Source organism: Pseudomonas sp. SED1 (genome assembly GCF_034044025.1).
Lineage (GTDB): Bacteria > Pseudomonadota > Gammaproteobacteria > Pseudomonadales > Pseudomonadaceae > Aquipseudomonas.
This window is the reverse complement of record NZ_JAXCIS010000068.1, coordinates 62,422-81,698: the sequence shown is the minus strand read 5'-3', so window position 1 is coordinate 81,698 and position 19,277 is coordinate 62,422. Positions and strand designations below refer to the sequence as shown.

Genomic DNA, 19,277 nt, shown 5'->3' with positions numbered 1-19,277 from the left:
GGGTGCGGTTTGCATGGATGGATTTACGAAGGATTCAAATTGAAACCGGGTCAAAATGTGGGAGCGGCGGTGCGACGATTCGACTTGCTCGCGAATGCGGTGTGTCAGTCAATACATGTACCGACTGATCCACCGCATTCGCGAGCAAGCCCGCTCCCACATTTGATTGCATTCCAATCAGGGAATCAGGCCAGTTCAGGGGCGCTAGCGTACGCCTGTTCCAGCAACACGGTGAAGCGCACGAACGCATCAACCGCGCCTTTCTCCACTTCGGCTTCTTCTTCAGCGGTGAATTCCAGTGCGTCGAGGGTGCGGGTGAAGCGTTTCCAGCCTTCAGCGCGACCACCTGCCGGCTCGCCCAGGTGACGGGCACCGAAGGTTTCGCTCAGGCCCAGGCCCACGGCGCGCTTGATCAGGAACGCGGCGCCCAGCTTGGAGCCTTCGGACACGAACAGCCAGCCCAGGGCTTCGGCCTTGCTCGGGTTTTTCACCGCGCCGGCGACCGGTGCCGGTACTTCGGTGTCCAGGTCGCCCAGGTCCAGCTTGGCCGCTTCGGCACGGCAGCGTTCGGCCAGGTCGGGGACGATCTTGATCAGCTCCGCATCGTTGTACAGCGCCACCAGCTCCGACTGGAACAGGTACTGCGCGACCACGAAGCGGGCGAAGTTGGCCTGGGTTTCAAACGGTGCATGGGCCTTTACCAGCGCGTCGAGCTTGGTGTGCGGTTCGTTGGTGATCTGGTTCAGGCGTTGAGAGCGCAGGCTTGGGCGTTCAGCAGTAGGAGAAGCGGTCATGAAGATGTCCTTGAGAAGAGGATGCGTCTGGTTGCCAGGCTGTTATGAACTAGACGAACCAGAAGACGCGTCACAGTAAAAAATCCTCACCCCGCGGAAGAAGAAATTCCGGCGGGGCGAGGCTCCATTGATCAGATGTCCCAGATCAGGTTGATCGCAAAGTTGCGGCCCGGTTGGGTCAGGCGGTCCAGGTTGGCCGGGCCGGTCACACCGGCTTCGCCGACGCTGTCGTAGCTGCGAACGTCGTCCCAGTCCCAGTATTTCTTGTCGGTCAGGTTGTACAGGCCACCGTTGATGGTCACGTCGTTGGTGACCTTGTAGAAGCCGGTCAGGTCCACGATGCCGAAGCCCGGGGTCTTGAACGGGCCGTTGGCGCTGTTGCCGTCGGGGGCGAAGAAGGTGGTGCTGTCGACGCGATTCTGTTTCTTGACCAGGGTCCAGCTGACCAGGGCACCGTAGTTCTGCTGGTCGTAACCCAGGCCAAATACGCCCTTGAGCGGGTTGACGCTGTTCAGCGGTTCGCCGTTGTCGTCGTTGCGTCCGTAGGTGTAGGCAATCGAGCCTTTGGTGTACAGGCCCTGCGGCGCGCCAAACGCATCGAGGTTCAAGCGGCCCTTGGCTTCCACGCCCTTGATGGTGGCGTGCTTGATGTTGTTGGCTTCGAACTGCTGGACCGTGCCACCGGCGACCGAGGCATCTTCGTTGATGAAATCACGGTACTTGTTGTAGTACACCGCCACGTCAAACGAGCCCGAGTCGAAGTTGCCGCGAATTCCGGTTTCGACACCCCGGCTGCTTTCCGGCTTGAGGTCCGGGTTGGGTTCGACGGTGTAGCCCTGTTGCAGGTTTTCAAAGCGGCCATACAAAGCCTTGGCCGACGGCGTGCGATAGCCTTCGGCGTATTGGCCGAACCAGGTGTATTGCTCGGTCAGCGCGTAAGTCACGCCGAATTTTGGCGTTACACGGTGCCAGTTCTTTTCCGAATTGCTGTGGTCGTAGATGCGTGTCGGGTCAACGGTGTTGAGGAATTCCTGAGTCAGCTTGGGTTTGAGCTGGATGTAGTCGTAACGCACGCTGGGCAGGAAGGTCCACTTGTCCCAGGCAATCTGGTCCTGGGCAAACAGCGCGTAGGAGTTGATGGCCGGATCCGGGAAGTCGCTGGCCTTTTTCACGCTGTCGGCAGCCGACGGGCTCGGTGCGCCGATGGCCGTACAACCGCTGCCGACAGCCAGGCAGGTCGCGGAGCCTTCACGGGAACCCGTGACTTTCTGCTGTTTGAGGGTGGTGCCGTAGGTCACTACGTGGTCGGTTTCGCCGATGCTGAAAGCCTTGTCCAGCTGCGCGTCGAATACCCACTGTTTCTCTTCGTACAGGGTGTCACGGGTGCGCAACACCTTGCGCGATGGCTGGTAGATCTCTGCGGTGGTCTGGTCGGTCTTGGCGATCTGGTAGTTGAGGCTGGTCTTGATGTGATCGGCAATCGGCGAGTCGAGGGCGAACGTGTTTTCTATGCCGAAACGCTCGCGGGTGATGGTGTCGTTGCCCGTACGGCCGCGGTAGAAGTTAAAGCCCTGGCCACCGACGAACGGGCCACCCACCGCATTTTTCAGGTTGGTGTCGCGATCATCCTTGAACTTCTCGTAGGTCAGGCCCAGGCGATTCTCTTCACCATAATTCCAGCCGAGCTTGGCCAGGATGTTAGTGGTGCGTGCATCCTCCGGGTTGGCGCCGGTGCGGGCCAGGCCAGTGGCGTTATTGCCATCGTAGGACTCCATTTCGTGGCCGTTGCGCTGGCTCAGGTGCAGCAAGCCGTCGAAGTCCTGTACGCGACCGGCGACGGTGCCGGAGGTCAGCCAGCTTTCGTCGGCGGAGCTGTAGCCGGTCTTCAGGCGCGCGCCGAAGTCCTGGCCGGGCTTGATGATGTCGTCGGGGTCGAGGGTGAAATAGCTCACGGCGCCGCCGATGGCGCTGCTGCCGTACAACGCCGAGGCCGGGCCGCGCAGGATTTCCACGCGCTTGACGATTTCCGGGTCGACGTAGTTGCGGCGAGTCTTGGCGTAGGGGCCGTTGAAGAAGTTGTCGGGGACTTCGACGCCGTCCACCTGGGTCAGGATGCGGTCGCCATCGATGCCACGAATGTTGTAGCCGGCGTTCCCGGAGCGGGTACCGGCACCACCTACCGACACACCTGGCTCATAACGCACCAGTTCGCGGATGGTGTTGACGTTCTGGCGGTCCAGTTCTTCGCGGTCATGCACGGTCACGGTGCTGGGCACGCTGTCCACGGCCTGTTCCTGGCGGGTGGCGCTGATGGTCATTTGTTGCAGGGTGATAGCGCTGCCAGCGGCGCGTTTTTCCAGCACGATGTTGTTGTTACTCAGTTTGCGATAGCCGAGGTTGGTCCCCACCAACAGCCGGTCCAAGGCTTTATCTGCTGGCAACGCGCCGCGCACGCCAGGGGACGACACACCCTGGCCCAGCTCGGCGGGCAGGCCGACTTGCCAGCCGGTCACCGCGGTGAAGGCGTTCAGCGCCGAGACCAGGGATTGTTGCTCGATGCTGAAGCTGTAATTGCCCTGGCTGCGGGTGGCAGGCTCGGCAGCGGTGGCGGCGACGACGGGCGCCCCGGCCAACAGGATGGCAGCCGTCAGCAGGGACAAGCCGTGACGGCGAACGGGCGAAGAGGGCCGGCGGTTGAAACGAGAGGACATCGAGAGCGCTCCGGAAGGTACGAATCTTATAGTTGCGACACTGAATCAAATAGGAATCAGTTGCATTGGCTATAACGAGACGAACCGCCGATGGCTATCGAGTAAAAATAATTCTCATTTAGTTCAGGATCACCAGCGCCGGGTATTCCGAGAGTTTGGCTGAAGTGATGTGCGCCAGTGAGCGCACGACGTCGAGAGGCTGGTCGAGACGGTAATTGCCGGTGACCGCCACGCTGGCGAGCTTGTCGTTGTTGTTGACGATCCAGCCCGGGTAGTAGCGCCGCAATTCGGCCAGCACTTCGCTCATCGGGCAGTTTTCGAAGATCAACCGACCGTCGACCCAGGCCAGGTCCTTGGTGGTGTCCAGCTTGGCGGGTTGGCTGAAGCCCTTGGGCCCGATGCGGATACTTTCACCGGCGCTCAGGCGTACCCGGGCATCGTCAAAGGTGTTGCTCAGGTCGACGTCGCCGCGCTGTACCTGAACCTGGGCTTCACCGTTCAAGTAGCGCACCGCGAAAGACGTATCGCGCACACTGGCGCGCACCGGGCCGGCGTCGATCTCCAGCGGCAGGCCACGGCTGGGCAGTACTTCGAAAAACGCCTCGCCCTGGTACAGGCGGGCGATGCGATGGTGATCCTTGATGCTGCTGGAGAAGGCGGAATTGGTGTTAAGCAGTACTTTCGAGCCATCGTCCAATTGCAGGCGCTGGCGTTCGCCCACCACGGTCAGGTGGTCGGCCTGCAGGCGCATCGGCAGGTTGCTGAAGCTGAACAGGCCCAGCAGCAACACGGCGGCGGTGGCCAGGGGTTTCCAGTGAGGTTTGATACGGCGCCAGGCGCTGGGTTTGCGTGGCGCATTCAGGGCGACGGCAGCGCTGTGCACCGGCGCGCCGGCCCAGGCGGCCTGGGCCTTGATGAAGGATTCGGCGTTTAAAGGGTCGCGGGCGAGCCAGGCTTCAAACGCGTCTTGCTGCCCGGGTTCCGGGCACTGCAAGGCGATCAGCCAGTCGAGGGCTTGGTCCATAGCCGTGTCTTGCAACACCTCATGAGCCAGCTCATGGGGGTGCAGTTTATTCGGATCCGTCACGGTGTTCCTCGGGTCTTCGCCACGTTTTAATCAATAGTCCTACAGACTGTTCCGACAAAGCTTAAGGGCGATCCAGTCTTTCGGCCACACCTATGCAGATGGCCATGATCAATTTCAGTTCCTTTTGCACGGTGCTCAGGGACACGTCGAGTTTGTCGGCGATCTCTTGATAGCTGCAACCGTGCAGGCGGCTGAGGATAAAGATCTGCTGCTGGCGGGCGCTCAACTGGCCGAGGCTGACACTCAGGTGCTCGAGCAATTGCTCGGCCTGTGTCGCGTCTTCGGGCGTGCTGACGGGGGAGGCGACGCTTTGCAGGACGTCCAGTGGGACATCTTCCTGCAGGGTGCGCGCCTGAATCCTGCGGGCGCGCAGGTGATCCAGCGCCAGGTTGCGCGCCGTCTGGTAGACAAAGGGTTCGAGGTGATCGATCGGCCGTTCGCTCAAGGCCCGGGTAACGCGCAGGTAGGTTTCCTGCAGCAGGTCCTCGGCGGTGCTGTGGTTATTCACCATCCGCTGCAAGGTGCGCAGCAGAATCACCCGCTGGGTGAGGAAGACTTGATTGAAGCGAGATTGGCTCACAGTGATACCAGACCGGTTTGCAGCAAATGATAATGCTTATCATCAACGCAAATGGCAAGTGGCACTTGGCAATACTGTAGGAGCGAGCTTGCTCGCGAAGGGCGTCAACGATAGCGCTGGCGTCCTGAATAAACGCGGTGTCTTTGCGTTTTTCGCGAGCAAGCTCGCTCCTACAGGCCGAGCATTACTCGGCGTTGCACAGCGCCAGGCAGTTATCCAGCATGCGGTTCGAGAAACCCCACTCGTTGTCATACCAGGCCAGCACTTTCAGCAGTTTGCCGCTGACCTTGGTGTGATTGGCGTCGAAAATCGACGACAGCGGGTTATGGTTGAAGTCACTGGAAACCAGCGGCAGGGTGTTGTAGCCGAGGATTTTCGAGTGCTGGCTGGCTTCTTTAAGCAGTGCGTTGACCTGCTCGGCGCTGGCTTCTTTTTTCAGCTGCACGGTGAGGTCTACCAGCGACACGTTGATCACCGGTACACGCACGGCCATGCCGGTCAGCTTGCCTGCCAGTTCCGGCAGCACCAGGCCCACGGCCTCGGCGGCGCCGGTCTTGCTCGGGATCATGTTCTGGGTGGCCGAACGCGCGCGGTACGGGTCGGTGTGGTAGACGTCGGTCAGGTTCTGGTCGTTGGTGTAGGCGTGGATGGTGGTCATCAAACCGCTTTCGATGCCCAGCTCGCGGTGCAGCACCTGGGCCACCGGTGCCAGGCAGTTAGTGGTGCAGGAAGCGTTGGAGATGATCTGGTGGGATTGACGCAAAATGTCATGGTTCACGCCATACACCACGGTGGCATCGGCGCCCTTGGCCGGGGCCGAGATGATTACCTTGCGCGCGCCGGCGGTAATATGGGCGGCAGCCTTGTCACGGTCGGTGAACAGGCCGGTGCATTCGAACACCACGTCCACCTTGTGGGCAGCCCACGGCAGGTCGGCCGGGTTGCGAATGGCACTCACGGCAATCCGGTCACCATTGACGGTCAGGCTTTCCTGATCGTGGGCGACCTCTGCATCGAAAGTACCGTGTACGGTGTCGTATTTAAGCAGGTGGGCATTGATCGAGCTGTCGCCGAGATCGTTGATGGCGACGATCTGCAAATCCTGGCGGTAGCCTTGGGTATAAAGTGCGCGCAGGACATTTCGGCCAATACGGCCAAAACCATTGATAGCGATACGTAGAGTCATTGGAAGGTGCCTGTCGTCGATTTGTTGTAAGAATTACAAGATTATTCGCATAAAAATAGAAAACAAGCCTTTTTAGTGGCAATATTTTGTTCAATCTACAACGAGTGACCTGAATCAACTGGTCCGATTGGTCGAGCAACACCCTGCCAACCTCTTCGCGGCGGGCGTTTGACCAGCATAGACACTCAGGTCGCCACATCCGTTAGCCTGGAGTTCTATACATGCATCCCCGCGTACTTGAGGTCACCGAACGGCTTATCGCCCGCAGCCGTGCAACCCGTGAGGCATACCTTGCGCTCATTCGCGGCGCTGCCAGCGACGGCCCGATGCGCGGCAAGCTGCAATGCGCCAACTTTGCCCATGGCGTGGCCGGGTGCGGCACCGAAGACAAAAACAGCCTGCGCATGATGAACGCCGCTAATGTGGCAATTGTTTCGTCATATAACGACATGCTTTCGGCCCACCAGCCGTACGAACATTTCCCCGAGCAAATCAAAACAGCCCTGCGTGAAGTCGGCTCCGTGGGCCAGTTCGCCGGCGGCACTCCCGCCATGTGCGACGGCGTGACCCAGGGCGAGCCGGGCATGGAGCTCAGCCTGCTGAGCCGCGAAGTGATCGCGATGTCCACGGCGGTAGCGCTGTCCCACAACATGTTTGACGCCGCGCTGATGCTCGGCATCTGCGACAAGATCGTCCCTGGCCTGATGATGGGCGCCCTGCGCTATGGCCACCTGCCGATGATCTTCGTGCCGGGCGGGCCGATGCCGTCGGGTATCTCCAACAAACAGAAAGCCGACGTGCGCCAGCGCTATGCCGAAGGCAAGGCCACCCGCGAAGAGCTGCTGGAATCGGAGATGAAGTCCTACCACAGCCCGGGCACCTGCACCTTTTACGGCACCGCCAACACCAACCAGTTGCTGATGGAAGTGATGGGCCTGCACCTGCCGGGCGCCTCGTTCGTCAACCCGTACACGCCGCTGCGTGACGCCCTGACCCGCGAAGCCGCGCATCAGGTCACGCGCCTGACCAAGGCCAACGGTAACTTCACGCCGATCGGCGAGATCGTCGACGAGAAATCCATCGTCAACTCCATCGTCGCCCTCAACGCCACCGGCGGTTCCACCAACCACACCCTACACATGCCGGCCATTGCCATGTCGGCCGGTATCATCCTCACCTGGCAGGACATGGCTGACCTCTCCGAAGTCGTGCCGACCCTGTCCCACGTCTATCCAAACGGCAAGGCCGACATCAACCACTTCCAGGCGGCGGGCGGTATGTCGTTCCTGATCCGCGAACTGCTGGAAGCCGGCTTGCTCCACAACGATGTCAATACGGTGGCCGGTCATGGCCTGAGCCGCTACACCCAGGAACCGTTCCTGGTGGACGGCGAACTGGTGTGGCGCGAAGGACCGATCGAAAGCCTCGACGAAACCATCCTGCGCCCTGTGGCCCGTGCGTTTTCCCTGGAAGGCGGCTTGCGCGTAATGGAAGGCAACCTCGGTCGTGGGGTGATGAAAGTCTCCGCCGTGGCCCTTGAGCATCAAATCGTCGAAGCCCCGGCCGTGGTGTTCCAGGACCAACAAGACCTGGCCGATGCCTTCAAGGCTGGCCAGCTGGAAAAAGACTTCGTCGCGGTAATGCGCTTCCAGGGCCCGCGCTCCAACGGCATGCCGGAATTGCACAAGATGACGCCGTTCCTCGGCGTACTGCAGGACCGTGGTTTCAAGGTGGCGTTGGTAACAGACGGGCGCATGTCCGGCGCGTCGGGTAAGATTCCCGCCGCGATTCATGTCAACCCCGAAGCCCAGAGCGGCGGGCCACTGGCACGTGTGCGCGATGGCGATATTATTCGCGTGGATGGCGTCAAAGGCACCTTGGAGCTTAAGGTGGACGCCGAAGAATTTGCAGCGCGCGTGCCTGCCACGGGCCTTCTGGGCAATAACGTGGGGGCCGGTCGCGAGCTGTTTGCGTTTATGCGTTTGGCCGCAAGCTCCGCAGAGCAGGGCGCCAGCGCCTTTACCTCTGCCCTGGAGACACTTAAGTGAAGCTTGCGCTGGTCGGTGATATTGGGGGTACCAACGCCCGTTTTGCATTGTGGCGTGATCAGGAACTGCATTCGATCCGCGTCCACGCGACGGCGGATCATGCCAGCCCCGAAGAGGCGATTCAGGTCTATCTGAAGGAAGAAGGCCTGGCCGTCGGCTCGATCGGTGCGGTGTGCCTGTCGGTCGCCGGGCCGGTGAGCGGAGATGAATTTAAATTCACCAACAATCACTGGCGCCTGAGCAAGGCTGCGTTCTGCAAGACCTTGCAGGTGGACGAACTGCTGCTGGTGAATGATTTCTCGGCCATGGCCCTGGGCATGACCCGCCTGAAACCGGACGAATTCCGTGTGGTGTGCGAAGGCGCGCCGGAACCGTTGCGGCCTGCGGTGGTGATTGGCCCGGGCACCGGCCTGGGTGTCGGTACTTTGCTCGACCTCGGCCATGGCCGTTGGGCCGCATTGCCGGGGGAGGGCGGCCATGTCGACCTGCCGGTGAGCAGCCCGCGGGAAGCCCAGCTGTGGCAGCACATCCACAACGAGATCGGCCATGTCAGCGCTGAAACCGCCTTGAGCGGTGGCGGCCTGCCGAGGTTGTACCGGGCGATCTGCGCGGTGGACGGCCATGAAGCCGTGCTGGAAACCCCCGAGGCCATCACTGCCGCTGGCCTAGCTGGCGACCCGATTGCTTTGGAAGTGCTGGACCAGTTCAGTATCTGGCTGGGTCGCGTCGCCGGTAACAACGTGCTGACCACCGGCGGCCGTGGAGGGGTTTATATCGTTGGCGGCGTGATCCCGCGCTTTGCCGATTTCTTTATCAAGAGTGGTTTTGCCAAGAGTTTTTGCGACAAAGGCTGCATGAGCGACTACTTCAAAGGCATTCCGGTGTGGCTGGTGACGGCACCGTATTCAGGGTTGACAGGTGCTGGTGTGGCGCTTGAGCAGGCATTTGCGTAGGCAGTGATGGCCTCTTCGCGAGCAAGCCCGCTCCCACATCAATCCCATTCCAACTGGATGAATGAGGTCGAATGTGGGAGCGGGCTTGCTCGCGAAGGCGGCCTCAAGGGCAACAAATGACTTAAGCTTGGCCATAACAACAAGGAGGGGCCCCGTGAGCGTAATCAGTAAATCCATTCTCCTGGTCGACGACGACCAGGAAATCCGCGAGTTGCTGCAAACCTACCTCAGCCGCGCCGGTTTCCAGGTGCGTGGCGTGCCGGATGGCGCGGGGTTCCGCCAGGCGATGAACGAAGCGCCGTGCGACCTGGTGATCCTTGATGTGATGCTGCCGGACGAAGATGGCTTCAGCCTCTGCCGCTGGATCCGCCAGCACCCGCGCCAGGCGCAGGTGCCGATCATCATGCTCACCGCCAGTTCCGACGAAGCCGACCGCGTGATCGGCCTGGAATTGGGCGCCGACGATTACATCGGCAAGCCCTTCAGTCCCCGCGAGTTGCAGGCGCGAATCAAGGCGCTGTTGCGGCGTTGCCAGTTTGGCCAGGAGCGCAGCGGCGGCGAGGTGCTGGTGTTTGGCGAGTGGCGCCTGGACATGGTCAGCCACCGGCTGTTCCACGTTGACGGTGAGGAAGTGATTCTCTCCGGCGCCGACTTCGCCCTGCTGAAGCTGTTCCTCGATCATCCCCAGCAAATCCTCGACCGCGACACCATTGGCAACGCCACCCGTGGCCGCGACCTGATGCCCCTCGACCGGATTGTCGACATGGCCGTCAGCCGCTTGCGCCAACGCCTGCGCGATACCGAAAAACCACCCCGGCTGATCCGCACCGTACGCGGCAGTGGCTATCAATTGGCAGCCAGCGTGGTTGCCGGCAATGCCCACTGAACGCCTGCGTGAACTACGCCGGCGAATCCCGGTACCGCGTTCGCTGCTGGGGCGGATGTTACTGCTGACCCTGTTGGCGGTGCTGTTTGCCCAGGCATTATCCAGCGTGATCTGGGTGTCGCAACTGCGCGCTACCCAGCTCGAAGGCCTGGTGACCGCTGCCCGCAGCCTGGCGCATTCGATGACCGCCAGCGTCAGTTATTTCCGTTCCTTGCCGGTGGCCTTTCGGCCCCTGGTGCTCGACCAATTGCGCAGCATGGGCGGCACGCGGTTTGTGGTGACCCTCAACGACAAGCCGCTGGACATGGCCGTGTTGCCGCAAACCCCACGTAAGCAAGCGGTACTCGGTGCCGTCGAAGAAGTATTGCGCCAGACCCTGGGCAGCGACGTGCATGTGTCGGTGGAATTCGTCAGTGCCGAAGACCTTCGTATCTTCAACGCCGGTTTGAAACTCGATGAACTGCCGCGCTCCTGGGCGCATTACGCGTTGACACTGGAACCGGTGAATCCGCCGGTGTTGGTGACCCAGATCCAATTGGCCCAGGGCGAATGGCTGTACATCGCCTCCTTGCTGCCCGAACCCTACACCAGCCTCGAAGAGCAAGGCCTGCCGTACCAGCAGGTGTGGTTTATCGTGCTCACCAGCGGCTTCCTGCTGCTGTTCATCGGCCTGTTGGTGCACTGGCAAAGCCGTCCGCTCAAGCGCCTGGCAAGGGCGGCGCGGGACATGTCCCTGGGCGCCGACGTGGAGCCAGTGGCCGAAGGCGGCGGCAGCGAAGTGGTGGAAGTGGGCCGCGCGTTTAATGCGATGCGCGAACGCATCAGCCGTTACCTGACCGAACGCAGCCAACTGTTCAGCGCAATTTCCCACGACTTGCGCACACCTATCACACGCCTGCGGTTGCGGGTGGAATTGCTGGAAGACGAAAACCTGCAAGTCAAATTCGGCCGCGACCTGGATGAACTGGAATTGCTGGTCAAAGGCGCGCTGCAGTGTGTGAAAGACACCGACATCCACGAAAACATCGAACCGGTGGACCTCAACCACGTACTCGACTGCCTGGTGGAACCGTACCTGGCACCCAACGGCAATGGCCGCGTGACCCAAACTGGCCGGGCACTCACGACTTACCCGGGCAAGCCGCTGGCGCTCAAGCGCTGCATCGGCAACCTGATCGACAACGCGTTGAAGTACGGGCAGAACGCCCATTTGCATATTGAAGACGATGGCGCGGAGTTCATCCTCCACGTCGACGACGAAGGCCCAGGCGTGCCGGAGCAGCGCCTGGAACAGGTCTTCGAGCCGCACTTCCGCCTGGCCGGGCAGCAACAGGGTTACGGCCTGGGCCTGGGCATCGCCCGCAACATTGCCCACAGCCATGGCGGTGAAGTGAGTTTGCAGAATTTGCGCGAGGGCGGTTTGCGGGTGACCTTGCAGCTGCCTCGCGGCCTGGATTGAACGCCACCCATACCGCAGCTGATTGAGTACTTGTGGTGAGGGAGCTTGCTCCCGTTGGACTGCGCAGCAGTCCCATCTTTTGGGGCCGCTTCGCGCCCCAACGGGAGCAAGCTCCCTCGCCACATTAGTAGTATCCGGCGTTATAACTGCGGTTAGACGCTCTGGCGCAACCGGGCCAGATCCCGCAATGGCGGCGCACCAAACAGCCGGCTGTATTCGCGGCTGAACTGCGAGGCGCTCTCATAGCCCACCCGATAACCCGCCGCCGAGGCTTCCAGGCCCTCGGCGATCATCAACCGTCGGGCTTCCTGCAAGCGCAACTGCTTCTGATACTGCAACGGGCTCATGGCGGTCATCGCCTTGAAGCGGTGGTGCAAGGTCGAAACGCTGAGGTTTACTTCCTTGGCCAGGTCATCAATACGCAGGGGCTGTTCGTAGTTGCCGTTCAACCAAGTGATCGCCTGGCTCACCCGATGGCTCTGACTGTTGGCGACGGCAATTTCATACAGCCGATATCCCTGTGGGCCACGCAACAAACGGTAGAGGATTTCGCGATTGATCAACGGCGCCAGCATCGCGATGTCTTTCGGCGTGTCCAGCAATCGGGTCAGGCGCAGCACGGCGTCGAGTAGCTGGTTGTCCAGGCGGTCGACATACATCCCTCGGGAGGTCGGGCGCGGGGGCACGCCCATCGGCCCGGCTTCGGCAATCAGTGCGGTGATGTGTGCCGGATCGATATTCACTCGAATCGACAGGTTGGGGTCTTCCGGCGTGGCATCAAGGATGCGCCCGGCCACCGGCATCGCTACCGAAAACACCAGGTAATTGAGCGGGTCGTAGGCGAAGACTTCATCCGCCAGGCGCACTTCCTTGCTGCCCTGGGCCAGGATGCACAGCGCGGGTTCCACCAGCACAGGCGTGAATTCCCGTGGGGTGTTATGGCGGTTGAGGTACAGCGACGTGATCGCCGTGCCGTAGGAACCGTCCTCCCAAGTGTGCCGACGTACGATGCCGGCGAGTTCTGCGCGCTGCTTTTCCATGTCGGCGTCGAGGGGCGTGGAGCGAAGATCGGGCGACGGCATGGGGCATCCTCTGGTGTTTTGACGATGGGCACAGCTTAAAGGCGGCTTTGCAAAAAGCGGTACTTCGATTCTGCACAATCCTTGCCTGATCCTGCGATAAATCGTGAATCAGGCAAGCGGGGGGCTGTCATCCTCCTGAAATACAGCAGTCATGCCGGGAATAAAACCCGCAGGCCGATTGCTATATCCATGCTTCTCGCAGGATTGTGCAATAAGCTGGCAGGAATCGACTAACCGCATCCACACCCACGCCCGTATCTTTGATCCTGTGGCAACACGCCCTCACAGTGCTTGCCGAGCATCACTTCTCAACGGGAGAGTCGAACATGTCCACCCCCATTCCCGCGAGCCATATGGCCTTTATCCGTGCCCGTACCGGGTACAGCACCGAACTGGGTGCACGCTTGAGCAGTTTGATCGAACCGGGCCGCCAGGCTCAGGGTTGCCTGCAATTCTCGTTGCAGCACTCCCTGGCCGACCCGGATGTGTGGTTGGTGTCGGGTTTCTGGAGCAGCGAGCAGGCGATGAGTGCCTACTTCAGCTCGCCGGCGCTGATGGTCTTCACCGAGTTGTTGAATGACATGGTGGTTCGCAGCATGGACTTCCAGACCTTCACCGACGCCTCGGCGGCCAACGCCTATGGCGAGTACCTGCAACTGGCGGGTTAGTGCTTTAGAATGGCCGCCTTTCCCATTGGCCAGGACCTGCAACATGGCACGTAAAGAGTTTGCCCACCACGAAGCCGTTTCCGCCTTGGTGCGTGAAGATGAGGGTGGCTACAGCGCCGCCATCGCCGTCAAGGCACTGGATGGCATGGGTGCACCGCGCTTTCACAAGATCCTCGATGGACAGAAATTCAAGACCGCTGATGACGCTGATGATGCCGCAGCTCTGCAACTGGAGCGCTTGCTCAATGTAGATGAAGACGGTCAGCTCTCTTGGGCAACTTCCGCCAACTAAAAACACCGCTGATCCAAATGTGGGAGCGGGCTTGCGTGGGAGCGGGCTTGCTCGCGAATGCGGTGGATCAGTTGGCATATGCATTGACTGACACGCCCCCTTCGCGAGCAAGCCCGCTCCCACATTTTTATCGCATTCCAATCAGCGTTGCGCGGCGCCTGGGCGGTACATTTTGAACAGCGCTTCCGGCCCCAACTGAAAATAATCCGCCGGGCCGCCTCCACGCAGGATCGGCTCGGCGGCAGCCGTGTCGTACACCCCGTCTTTCAACAGCCACTTGGCAATATGCACCGCGACCACTTCGCCAAGTACCAGCCAGCTTGGCACCAGTTCCTGGTCGGCGCGCTGCAGCTGAATGATCTGCGTCACCTTGCACTCGAACGACACCGGGCTCTCACCGACGCGAGGCACGGCGATCACCTTTGAAGCCACCGGCGTCAGGCCGGACAATTCAAACTCGTTGACCTCGGGCGAGACCGGCGCGCAACTCTGGTTCATCTGCTCGGCCAGCGGGCGGGTGGCCAGGTTCCACACGAATTCGCCAGTCTGTTCGATGTTGTTCAGGCTGTCTTTGCGCCCGACGCTGGAGAATCCAATGATCGGCGGAATGTAGTTGAAGGCGTTGAAGAAACTGTAGGGCGCCAGGTTCAGGCGGCCCTCGCGGTCCTGGGACGAAATCCAGCCAATCGGGCGCGGGCCGACGATCGCATTGAACGGGTCATGGGGCAGGCCGTGGCCGTTGGCGGGTTGGTAGAAATGGATATCGTCGGACATGGCCGGGGTTCCTGCTGGTGGTTCGGGGAAGGGCATCATAGTGCACTCAGCTGGAGTGTTCGCCAATGAAAAAGGGGCTGTGTCATACACTGACACAGCCCCCTTTTTATCTTGGCCGAACCCTTAGTCCGTGGTAATCCGCGAATGCTTGCGGGTGTCCTTCATGGTCACGTACACCACCAGCGACACCGCAATACAGGCCGTCACGTACCAGTAGTAACCGGTTTCCATGCCGATGCTCTTGAACCACAGCGCGATGTATTCGGCGGTACCACCGAAGATCGACACGGTCAGTGCATACGGCAAGCCAACGCCCAGGGCGCGGATTTCAGTCGGGAACAGTTCGGCCTTCACCACCGCGTTGATCGAGGTGTAGCCGCTGACGATGATCAGCGCCGCCATGATCAGGAAGAACGCGCCCCACCAGCTTTGGATGGTGTGCAGGGTAGTGAGGATCGGCACGGTGAACAGCGTGCCGAGGATGCCGAAGGCGATCAGGATCGGCCGGCGGCCGACCTTGTCCGACAGACCGCCCACGATAGGTTGCAGGCACATGAACAGGAACAGCGTGGCCGCCGAAATGGTGGTGGAGTCGGAGATGCTCATGCCGACGGTGTTCACCAGGTATTTCTGCATGTAGGTGGTGTAGGTGTAGAACGCCAGGGTGCCGCCCATGGTCAGGCCGACCACGGTCATCAGTTCCTTGGGGTGACGCATCAAGGTGCGCATCGCGCTTTCCTTGGCTTTTTCTTTCTTGGTGAACGACTCGGTTTCTTCCATGCCACGACGCAGGTACAGCGCCACTACCGCACACAGCGCGCCGATGGCGAACGGGATACGCCATCCCCAGTCGTACAACTGCTCGGTAGTCAGGGTCTGTTGCAGCACGATCAGCACGCCGAGGGCGATGAGCTGGCCGGAGATCAGGGTCACGTACTGGAAGCTGGAGTAGAAGCCCCGACGTTCCTTGGTCGCCATCTCGCTGAGGTAAGTGGCGGAAGTACCGTATTCACCCCCGACCGACAGTCCCTGCAGCAAACGGGCAAAGACCAGCAGGATCGGCGCACCGATACCAATGGCTTCATAACCCGGGCTCAGGGCAATCAGCAACGAGCCGAAGCACATCAGGTACACCGAGGCCATCAAGGCCTTTTTACGCCCGACTTTGTCGGCGTACAGGCCCATCAGCCAGCCACCGATCGGACGCATCAGGAAACCCACGGCGAAGATCGCGGCGGTGTTCAAGAGTTGGGCGGTGGTGTCGCCTTTCGGGAAAAAGGCCTTGGCGAAGTACAGCGAGAATGCAGCGTAGACGTACCAGTCGTACCACTCGACCATGTTGCCGACCGATCCGCTGAAGATCGACTTGATGCGGCTGGAAGTGGTGCGAGCTTTTGCCGGCGCAGCCGCCGACCCCAGAGGCAGGGAGTTGGAGTTATCCATTTAAGGATCCTTCATCTAATTGTTTTTGTGGAGCGCGCCCAAGCGCAGCCTGGTTGGGCTATAGCAGGAGCTGTGCCAATCAGATGAAGGCCCGGTCTAGAAGGGTTGCAGGATTTTTTTGAGCGGAAAGTTGCTGATGATTGAAGGGTGATGAGCGGAAATCCGCCGACGAAGATCGCAACCACGCTCTGCGTGGGAACGATCGGGTTAGAGGAACGTGTCCCGCGCCAAGCCATGGCGCTGCATTTTTTCATTGAAGGTGCGCCGGGGCAGCTGCAGCTCGGCCAGCACCGCCTTGATATCGCCCTTGTGCCGGGTCAACGCGGCTTTCAGGCAATGGGCTTCAAATGCTTCCTGCTGCGCCGCCAATGATTGCCCGGCTTCGATGCCTTCCGGCTCCGGTTCACCCAGCCCCAGCACCTGGCGTTCAGCGACGTTGGCCAGCTCTCGTACGTTGCCCGGCCAGTCATGGCTGAGCAGGCGGCCCAGCGCCGGCCCGCTCAATGGAGTGAAGCTGCGGCCCAGGCGTTCGGCAGCGCTTTGCGCGAAGTGTTCGAACAGCAGCGGAATGTCTTCCCGGCGTTCCCGCAGCGGTGGCAGGCGCAGTTGCGCGACGGTCAGGCGGTAGGCCAAATCCTCACGAAAACGCCCGGCGCGGGCTTCGTCCAGCAGGTCCGGCTTGGTGGCGGCGATGATCCGCAAGTCCACCTTGATGCTTTGATTGGAACCGAGCCGTTCCAGTTTCTGCTCCTGCAACACCCGCAGCAATTTCACCTGCTGGGCCAGGGGCATGCTTTCAATCTCATCGAGAAACAGCGTGCCACCGTCGGCATACTCCAGCTTGCCGATGCGCTTGCCTTGGGCACCGGTAAACGCGCCACTTTCATGGCCGAACAACTCGGCTTCAAACAGCTGCTCGGGAATCGCCGCGCAGTTCAGCGCCACAAATGGTTTCTTCGCCCGGGGGCCGAAATCATGCAGGCAACGGGCGACCAGTTCCTTGCCGCTGCCGGTTTCGCCGCGAATCAACACATTGACCGGCAAGCCCGCCAGGTCCAGCACTTGCCGGCGCAGGTTCTGCAAACCTCGCGACACCCCCAGCAGGCTCGATTCCAGCTGGGCCCGGTGATCGGCCTGTTGATGCAAGCGGCGGTTTTCCAAGACCAGCCCGCGCTTGTCCAGCGCCCGGCGCAGGCTGCTGAGCAGGGCTTCGGGGCTGAAGGGTTTTTCGAGGAAGTCGTAGGCGCCGTCGCGCATGGCTTCGACGGCCATCGGCACATCGCCGTGGCCGGTGAGCAGAATCACCGGCAGGTCGGCGTCGCGCCGCTGCACTTCGGCCAGCAACTCCAGGCCGCTGAGGCCGGGCATGCGCACGTCGCTCAGGATCACCCCGGGAAAGTCCCTGGGCAATTGCGCCAGGCATTCCTCGGCGCGGCTGAACAACTGCACGTCAAAGCCCGACAGGCTCAGCCATTGCTCGACGGCCGTGCGAATGCTGGCTTCGTCATCGACCACAATCACCGCGTTCAACATAGGTCAGGTGTCTCCAGGGCGATGGGCAAGGTCAGGGTAAAGATCGCCCCGTCACCGTGATTACCGGCGTTCAGGCGGCCGCCGAGTTCGTGGACGATAGCGTACGACACTGCGAGCCCCAAACCGAGCCCGTCGCCCACCGGCTTGGTGGTGAAGAACGGGTCGAACACGCTGTTGAGATTTTCTTCGGCAATCCCGCCACCGCTGTCGCTGACGGTCAGGCACCACAGCTGTTGATCGGCGTGCAGGCGGATTTCGAGGCGTTTGCGGGTTTTGTCGGCCATGGCGTCGAGGGCGTTGCGCAGCAGGTTGATCAGCACCTGTTCCAGGCGGATCGCGTCGCCACGTACCCAGGCCGGGCGGGTCAAATCGAGGACGGTACCGATGGCTTCGTCACGCAGGCGCGCGTCGAGCAAATGCAGGGACTGGTCCACCACCGTGGCCAGGTCGAGGCGTTCGCGCAGGCCGCTGGGGCTCTTGCGGGCGAAGGTCTTGAGGTGGCCGGTGAGCGCGGCCATGCGCGTGAGCATATCGTCCAGAGGCGTCAGGGCCTGGTAGGCGTCATCCACCCGGCCGTGATCCAGCAGCAGCCGCAGGGTCGCCAGCTGCATGCGCTGGGCGGTCAGTGGCTGGTTGATTTCGTGGGCCAGGGCCGCTGACATTTGCCCCAGCGCCGCCAGCTTGGCGGACTGCACCAAACCATCCTGGGCGGTGCGCAGGGCAAGTGTGCGTTCTTCCACCAACCGTTCGAGTTCTTCGCGGCTGCGCTGGCGCAGGCGGGCCAGGCGCCAGCGTTGGGTCAGGAACAGCACCAGGAACACCAGCGCCAGCCACGAACCGGCGGCGGCGAGGCCGGCGTTGCGTTGGTCTTCAAAGGCAACCTGTGGTTTGCGCAACAGGTGCAAGGTCCAGCCTTCGGCCTTCAGTGGCAGGGATTCCCAGATGTAGTTGGCCTTGCCGTCGGGGCCGTCGACGCGCATCAGGTGGCTGTTTTCGTCAAAGCGCTGCAGGGCTTCGGCGTCCAGCGGCAGCAGTTGTTTCTTGTCGTATTGGCGGGTGGCCTTGAGTTCGGCGTGGTCGCTGTCCGACAACGGGCGCAGTGCGCGGTAGCGCCAGCCCGGTTGATTGGCGATAAACACAATGCCCCGGGCATCGCTGACCAGCAGCAGGTCGTTGCCCTGAGCCCACTCGCGTTCCAGTTCCGGGAACTCCAGCTTGACCACCATGGCACCGAGGAACTGTTCGTTTTCGCCAACCACCGCATTGGAGAGGAAATACCCCGGAATCCCGGTAGTCACCCCCACCGCATAAAAACGTCCGGTGCCTTGGCTCAGGGTTTGGCTGAAGTAGGGGCGAAACGCGTAGTTATGCCCCACATAACTGCTGGGCAAGTTCCAGTTGCTGGCGGCCACGGCCAGGCCGTTGCGGTCCATCAGTTCCAGTGTGGAAGACTGGGCGGCGCCGTTGATGCGCTCCAGTTTGCGGTTGAGCAAATCCTGGGTGGCAGTGTCCAGCGGGCCCTTCAAGGCGCTGATCATTTCCGAGTCCAGGGCCAGTACGGCGGGCAGGGCGCGGTAGCGTTCGATCAGGGTGTGCAGGGAGTTGGCGTACAGCGCGAGTTGCTGATTGGCACGGGCAGCGTCATCCACCAGGGCCAGGCGTTCGGCGTGGCGGGTGGCCAGTGCGGCAGCCAGCATCGCGCCGGCGATGATCAGCAGGGAGTAGAAGGTCAAACGCAACGGGCGGGGAATCGCGATCATACGAAGATGAACAGTGCAATG

General features: G+C 61.3%; 16 protein-coding genes. 6 read left to right on the top strand and 10 right to left on the bottom strand.

Features of this window, described 5'->3' with window-relative positions; genetic code table 11:
* Positions 1-185: 185 nt before the first annotated feature.
* From SNL23_RS10660 to gap, 5 genes are all read right to left on the bottom strand, one after another.
* Entirely contained in the window at positions 186-794 is a 609-nt protein-coding gene (locus tag SNL23_RS10660) for a biliverdin-producing heme oxygenase (RefSeq protein WP_318302217.1), read from the bottom strand.
* 131 nt (positions 795-925) lie between these two features.
* Positions 926-3,505, bottom strand: coding sequence for a TonB-dependent receptor (locus SNL23_RS10655; protein WP_318302216.1), 2,580 nt, complete (start codon positions 3,503-3,505; stop codon positions 926-928).
* Between the two features lie 118 nt (positions 3,506-3,623).
* Positions 3,624-4,592: a FecR family protein gene (locus SNL23_RS10650; RefSeq protein ID WP_318302215.1), complete on the bottom strand. Its 969-nt coding sequence runs from the start codon at positions 4,590-4,592 to the stop codon at positions 3,624-3,626.
* 61 nt (positions 4,593-4,653) lie between these two features.
* Positions 4,654-5,172: an RNA polymerase sigma factor gene (locus SNL23_RS10645; protein ID WP_003214115.1), complete on the bottom strand. Its 519-nt coding sequence runs from the start codon at positions 5,170-5,172 to the stop codon at positions 4,654-4,656.
* Positions 5,173-5,356: 184 nt separating this feature from the next.
* Complete coding sequence (gene gap / locus SNL23_RS10640) at positions 5,357-6,358, bottom strand: type I glyceraldehyde-3-phosphate dehydrogenase (RefSeq protein WP_003214117.1); 1,002 nt, start codon at positions 6,356-6,358, stop codon at positions 5,357-5,359.
* A gap of 221 nt (positions 6,359-6,579) precedes the next feature.
* Between gap and edd the strand changes: the two genes are divergently transcribed.
* The 4 genes from edd to SNL23_RS10620 all read left to right on the top strand — a co-directional run bounded on the left by edd (position 6,580) and on the right by SNL23_RS10620 (position 11,704).
* Entirely contained in the window at positions 6,580-8,406 is a 1,827-nt protein-coding gene (gene edd / locus SNL23_RS10635) for a phosphogluconate dehydratase (RefSeq protein WP_318302214.1), read from the top strand.
* On the top strand, positions 8,403-9,359 hold the full coding sequence (locus SNL23_RS10630; RefSeq protein ID WP_076017459.1) for a glucokinase: 957 nt from the start codon (positions 8,403-8,405) through the stop codon (positions 9,357-9,359). Before edd ends, SNL23_RS10630 begins: the two co-directional genes overlap by 4 nt.
* 154 nt (positions 9,360-9,513) lie before the next feature.
* Entirely contained in the window at positions 9,514-10,245 is a 732-nt protein-coding gene (locus SNL23_RS10625; protein ID WP_003214124.1) for a response regulator, read from the top strand.
* Entirely contained in the window at positions 10,235-11,704 is a 1,470-nt protein-coding gene (locus SNL23_RS10620; RefSeq protein WP_318302213.1) for an ATP-binding protein, read from the top strand. The genes SNL23_RS10625 and SNL23_RS10620 overlap by 11 nt, the downstream gene beginning before the upstream one ends.
* Before the next feature lie 152 nt (positions 11,705-11,856).
* On the opposite strand, the gene SNL23_RS10615 is transcribed toward SNL23_RS10620, so the two are convergent.
* Positions 11,857-12,786 carry an AraC family transcriptional regulator gene (locus SNL23_RS10615; RefSeq protein WP_076017457.1) on the bottom strand — a complete coding sequence of 310 codons (930 nt, stop codon included), beginning with the start codon at positions 12,784-12,786 and terminating at the stop codon, positions 11,857-11,859.
* Positions 12,787-13,112: 326 nt separating this feature from the next.
* Between SNL23_RS10615 and SNL23_RS10610 the strand changes: the two genes are divergently transcribed.
* Both SNL23_RS10610 and SNL23_RS10605 read left to right on the top strand, forming a co-directional pair.
* Positions 13,113-13,454 (top strand): antibiotic biosynthesis monooxygenase family protein, encoded by a 342-nt coding sequence (locus SNL23_RS10610; RefSeq protein WP_003214130.1) that lies wholly within the window; start codon positions 13,113-13,115, stop codon positions 13,452-13,454.
* 43 nt (positions 13,455-13,497) lie between these two features.
* The gene (locus SNL23_RS10605; RefSeq protein WP_318302212.1) at positions 13,498-13,746 is read left to right on the top strand and encodes a hypothetical protein; all 249 of its coding nucleotides are present in this window, start codon (positions 13,498-13,500) and stop codon (positions 13,744-13,746) included.
* Positions 13,747-13,887: 141 nt separating this feature from the next.
* Here the strand turns inward: SNL23_RS10605 and SNL23_RS10600 are convergent, their stop codons facing one another.
* The 4 genes from SNL23_RS10600 to SNL23_RS10585 form a co-directional block, all read right to left on the bottom strand.
* Entirely contained in the window at positions 13,888-14,520 is a 633-nt protein-coding gene (locus tag SNL23_RS10600) for a flavin reductase family protein (protein ID WP_318302211.1), read from the bottom strand.
* Positions 14,521-14,643: 123 nt separating this feature from the next.
* A complete protein-coding gene (locus SNL23_RS10595; RefSeq protein WP_318302210.1) occupies positions 14,644-15,963 on the bottom strand; it encodes an MFS transporter in 1,320 nt (439 codons plus the stop codon).
* Between the two features lie 207 nt (positions 15,964-16,170).
* Positions 16,171-17,496 (bottom strand): sigma-54-dependent transcriptional regulator, encoded by a 1,326-nt coding sequence (locus SNL23_RS10590; protein ID WP_167664435.1) that lies wholly within the window; start codon positions 17,494-17,496, stop codon positions 16,171-16,173.
* The gene (locus SNL23_RS10585; RefSeq protein ID WP_318302209.1) at positions 17,490-19,256 is read right to left on the bottom strand and encodes an ATP-binding protein; all 1,767 of its coding nucleotides are present in this window, start codon (positions 19,254-19,256) and stop codon (positions 17,490-17,492) included. Before SNL23_RS10585 ends, SNL23_RS10590 begins: the two co-directional genes overlap by 7 nt.
* Positions 19,257-19,277 lie beyond the last annotated feature (21 nt).

Excerpts from the sequence above, each read along its gene's own strand:
- SNL23_RS10660 (WP_318302217.1), bottom strand. The coding sequence starts at position 794 with ATGACCGCTTCTCCTACTGCTGAACGCCCAAGCCTGCGCTCTCAACGC.
- SNL23_RS10655 (WP_318302216.1), bottom strand. The coding sequence starts at position 3,505 with ATGTCCTCTCGTTTCAACCGCCGGCCCTCTTCGCCCGTTCGCCGTCAC.
- gap (WP_003214117.1), bottom strand. The coding sequence starts at position 6,358 with ATGACTCTACGTATCGCTATCAATGGTTTTGGCCGTATTGGCCGAAAT.
- edd (WP_318302214.1), top strand. The coding sequence starts at position 6,580 with ATGCATCCCCGCGTACTTGAGGTCACCGAACGGCTTATCGCCCGCAGC.
- SNL23_RS10620 (WP_318302213.1), top strand. The coding sequence starts at position 10,235 with ATGCCCACTGAACGCCTGCGTGAACTACGCCGGCGAATCCCGGTACCG.
- SNL23_RS10615 (WP_076017457.1), bottom strand. The coding sequence starts at position 12,786 with ATGCCGTCGCCCGATCTTCGCTCCACGCCCCTCGACGCCGACATGGAA.
- SNL23_RS10610 (WP_003214130.1), top strand. The coding sequence starts at position 13,113 with ATGTCCACCCCCATTCCCGCGAGCCATATGGCCTTTATCCGTGCCCGT.
- SNL23_RS10605 (WP_318302212.1), top strand. The coding sequence starts at position 13,498 with ATGGCACGTAAAGAGTTTGCCCACCACGAAGCCGTTTCCGCCTTGGTG.
- SNL23_RS10600 (WP_318302211.1), bottom strand. The coding sequence starts at position 14,520 with ATGTCCGACGATATCCATTTCTACCAACCCGCCAACGGCCACGGCCTG.
- SNL23_RS10595 (WP_318302210.1), bottom strand. The coding sequence starts at position 15,963 with ATGGATAACTCCAACTCCCTGCCTCTGGGGTCGGCGGCTGCGCCGGCA.
- SNL23_RS10590 (WP_167664435.1), bottom strand. The coding sequence starts at position 17,496 with ATGTTGAACGCGGTGATTGTGGTCGATGACGAAGCCAGCATTCGCACG.
- SNL23_RS10585 (WP_318302209.1), bottom strand. The coding sequence starts at position 19,256 with ATGATCGCGATTCCCCGCCCGTTGCGTTTGACCTTCTACTCCCTGCTG.